The sequence below is a fragment of the Kamptonema sp. PCC 6506 genome (assembly GCF_000180455.1).
GTDB classification, from domain to species: Bacteria; Cyanobacteriota; Cyanobacteriia; order Cyanobacteriales; family Microcoleaceae; genus Kamptonema; species Kamptonema formosum.
On sequence record NZ_CACA01000173.1, the window covers coordinates 1 to 3,904 of the forward strand.

4 protein-coding genes are annotated in these 3,904 nt (G+C 43.5%); all 4 read left to right on the forward strand.

The window, feature by feature from the left end:
- Positions 1-1,024: DNA mismatch repair endonuclease MutL (mutL, locus tag OSCI_RS09435; protein WP_039962016.1), on the forward strand; the 1,024-nt coding region annotated here is incomplete at its 5' end.
- 123 nt (positions 1,025-1,147) lie between these two features.
- Positions 1,148-1,972 carry a SirB1 family protein gene (locus OSCI_RS09440; RefSeq protein ID WP_019486978.1) on the forward strand — a complete coding sequence of 275 codons (825 nt, stop codon included), beginning with the start codon at positions 1,148-1,150 and terminating at the stop codon, positions 1,970-1,972.
- Positions 1,973-2,223: 251 nt separating this feature from the next.
- Positions 2,224-2,874 carry an alpha/beta hydrolase gene (locus OSCI_RS09445; RefSeq protein ID WP_007354699.1) on the forward strand — a complete coding sequence of 217 codons (651 nt, stop codon included), beginning with the start codon at positions 2,224-2,226 and terminating at the stop codon, positions 2,872-2,874.
- A 324-nt stretch (positions 2,875-3,198) separates the two neighbouring features.
- Positions 3,199-3,885, forward strand: a complete 687-nt coding sequence (locus OSCI_RS09450; protein WP_007354700.1) for an alpha/beta hydrolase — start codon at positions 3,199-3,201, stop codon at positions 3,883-3,885.
- Positions 3,886-3,904 lie beyond the last annotated feature (19 nt).

The window sequence follows — 3,904 nt, forward strand, 5'->3', positions numbered from 1 at the left end:
CTACCAATTACCAATTACCAATTACCAATTACCTGCTCAATCTTTAGATTTAGTAATAGGTTTGCCGGATCGGTGTCATCGGCGGCGGGCGGATTGGGTTAAAGTTGCTGTGAATGGGCGGATTGTGCGATCGCCAGAATTAGAGCAAACTATTCTAACTGCATTTGGGCGGACTTGTCCGCGCGATCGCTACCCCATCTGTTTTATTCACTTCCAAATTGACCCAGAGCAAATAGACTGGAACCGCCACCCCGCTAAGGCAGAAATTTATCTCCATAACATGACTTACTGGCAAGAGCAGATTGGCGTTGCGATCGCACGAGCTTTGCAGCTTAACGCTGAGATTATGCCAGAAATGCCGCTACCTGAGCGAGTTGGTAAATTACTCAAAGCCTCTGAACCAAAGAGTGGTTATCATGTCAACCGTTCTATTCAACCGAATGCGGACGGCGAACCAGGGAAAAGTAGCAGCGATTTAGGATTGATGGAATTGAGAGCGATCGCTCAAGTCCACAATACCTACATTCTCGCCGAACATCCCAGCGGAATGTGGTTAGTAGAACAGCACATCGCCCACGAACGAGTTTTATACGAGCAGTTATGTTACGCTTGGCAATTAGTACCCTTAGAACCACCAGTGATTCTTAATCAATTATCGCCAACTCAGGTCGATAACTTGCAGCGATTGGGTTTAGAAATAGAACCATTTGGCGAGCAACTATGGGCAGCACGTAGTGCTCCAGCATTGTTAGCAAAACGAGATGATTGTCAAGATGCCCTGACAGAAATTAGTAAAGTTGGAGACTTGCAAACCGCTCAAGTAGCTACTGCTTGTCGCAGTGCAATTCGCAATGGCACTGCTCTAACTCTACAAGAAATGCAGACTTTATTAGATCGGTGGAAATCTACTCGCAATCCCCGCACTTGTCCACACGGACGACCAATATTTTTATCTTTAGAAGAGTCAGCATTAGCCCGTTTTTTCCGTCGTAACTGGGTAATTGGCAAAAGTCACGGGATTTAGCTAGTATTGAGGAATCTAACAACTGTTAACAGTTAACTATCAACTGTTAACTGGTATTTGGGGAAAAAGCCTCCCATTTTCTCTTCTTCCTTCTTCCCTCTTCCCTCTTCCTTCTTCCCTATGATGAACGAATCGCGATCGCGAAAACTTTTTGAGCAAGAAATCAACCATCTAGACCAGCAAATTAACCTAGCAAAAGCTGCCCTTTACATAGCCCAAGAAGAAGACTCAGACATCTATCCTGATGAATACCTCAACGCCCTCGACACAATGGCCGCTGAGGTCAAAGAACGGTTGCCACGACAACTTTATCCCCTGCGAATTATTCAAACCATAAACCGCTATCTCTACGAAGACTTAAAATTTAGCGGTAACACAGCCGATTACTACGATCCCCGCAATAGCTTTCTCAATCACGTCATCGACTCTCGAACAGGCATCCCGATTACATTATCTTTAGTTTATTTAGAAATAGCCCAACGAATTGACTTTCCCATGATTGGAATTGGAATGCCTGGACATTTTTTAATTCGCCCCGATTTCGAGGATGTAGGTATCTATGTCGATGCCTTCAATCAAGGAGAAATATTATTTCCAGAAGACTGTAAAAATCGACTTTCTCAAATTTATGGTCAACCAGTAGAATTGCAACCCGCATTTCTAGCACCAGTTAGCCGCAGGCAAATATTAGCGCGGATGTTAAGCAATCTTAAAGCTATTTATCTAAATCAAGGCGATCGAATTAGAGCCTTAGCCGCGATCGAGCGAATTCTACTGCTGTTTCCAGATGCAGCAGGTGAAAGGCGAGATCGGGGAATTCTCTATTATCAATTCGGTCGTTGGCAAGAATCCCGCCAAGACTTAGAAATGTATTTGACAAACATTCCCCACGCTGAGGACGCTGCGATCGTCCGCCAATTGTTGGAAAGGATGAGTCGCGATATATGACAGTTCAACAACTGGTTGAGGGGGGAATGCAGAAGGATGTTTTGTAAAGTTATATGGGGTGCAGTAGAAAAGTTCTAGAGCACTTACGCATTTCAAAGGTAGAATGATCGGAAGAGGGTGATTGTGCAAAGAGAGAAAAGTCGGTAAAATCAGGCTATCTCTGTACAACTCCCGGCGCGCCCTACTGATTTAACTTTTAGCGCCGGGTTGGTGGCAGAACTATTTTCACTCAATATCTAAGGGAGAAGCAAATGAAATTTCTGTTTGGACTAGGGTGGTTTCAGAGCGTTCGTAAACTATACCGTGTTGTCAGTAAGCGGATCTCAAAAAGTCTAGCCGTAGGAATGGCAGTTCTGTTAGCTGCAAGCGCTAGTTTGTTAGTTTTTAGCAGTAGTGCAGTTGCGATAGACGCAATTAAAGTTAAATACGGCGCGGTTGATGTATCGGTTACAATTCCTGAGCTTGTAACCTTTGCAAATACTGGTCAAGTTTCTAATCAATTGCGATCGCTTTTTCAAATTGCCAAAGCAACCCCAAATCAAATCAGCGGTTTTCGCGAAGTTTTGAGCAAAAAAGTGGATGTTGCTCCTAATGTATTGAATGATTTGCTTAACTCATATTACGGGAAACTGGCTCTCACCGAAGTTAGCAAATATCTGACTCCAGGTAGCAATTATGCGAAAATGGTAGACGATCTGAAAGCAACAGTGAATCTAGTCATTAAGGATGGTCAAATGTCCCTTTTAGAAGTGTTACAAGCCTATCAGGGTACTGATGCAGTTGTGATCGACGGCGAAAAAGTTGTCAACCTTTATAACCAGGCTGTTGTTGAGGGACAAAAAGTGCTAACCTTCTTACGAAACAGTCCAGAGGTGCAAAAAACAATTTGCAAAACTGCCTAAGCTTCAGAATATAGCAACCGCCAGGGCGGTTAGGGGCTAGGGAAAGAAAGGGAAGAGGAGAAGAGAGGAAGAGAGTTAATGGTTTGGGCCATAAGCGAGTGTCTTAAAAGCCTTGGCGGTTGCTATAAATTGGCAAGGCTCTAGAGCGATGATTAGCAGATAGCATGAACTCTGAAATCTATCTAAAGACTGGTTAAAATGGCTGAGACAATAGTTTTTTTAACTGGTATTTAAGGAACATTAGAGTACATCTTCTAGACATAAAGTAGGGAGATATCATCGCTCCAAGAAACTATCTTTGACTGTGTAGAGAGGCTTAAACGAATGAACTTTCGGTTTCAACTTGGATATTTTGAGGGTGTTCGCCTGAACTCCGCTCTTTTGGCAAAGGGAGTATCAAAGTCTTTATCCCTAAGTTTGGCGTTGTTGTTGGGAACAGGTGCAGCGCTGCTGAACAGCTCAAAAGCCTTTGCTGTTGAACAGATTACTGTCAAGTACGGTGCTCTTGATATCGCTTTACCGATGAGCGATTTACAGTCCTTCGCCCAAACTGGCAAACCCTCTTCTCAGTTGCAAAGCGTTCTGAATCTTGCTAAACAAGACCCTGAATCAGTCCGCAGTATGTTAACGCGAGAAGTAAGTCTAGATTCGCAATTAGTAACGCGACTTCTAAATACTTACTTTGGAGAAATTATGCTCAAACAGATGGCAGAAGTTGCTTATCCTCCTCTTGCTCGCGTTCAAGGTAGTTTGGCGTTGCGGGATGCTTTAGTTGCATCTGCTAGCGACAACAAGATATCGCTGATTGAAGTGTTGCAAAATTACACTCCTCAAGCGTTAGAAGTTGACGGTAATCAGGCTGTTGCTATCTATGAGCGAGTGATTAAAGATGCACAGGATTTGCAAGCTATCTATCAAAGTTCACCTGCTCTGCAAAATACAGCTCGGCAAGCCGCAGATACAGCTAAGCAAGTGATTTGTGAGCCGAGACAATCTGGTAGTACCAAGTAACAATCGTATCTCTATTATA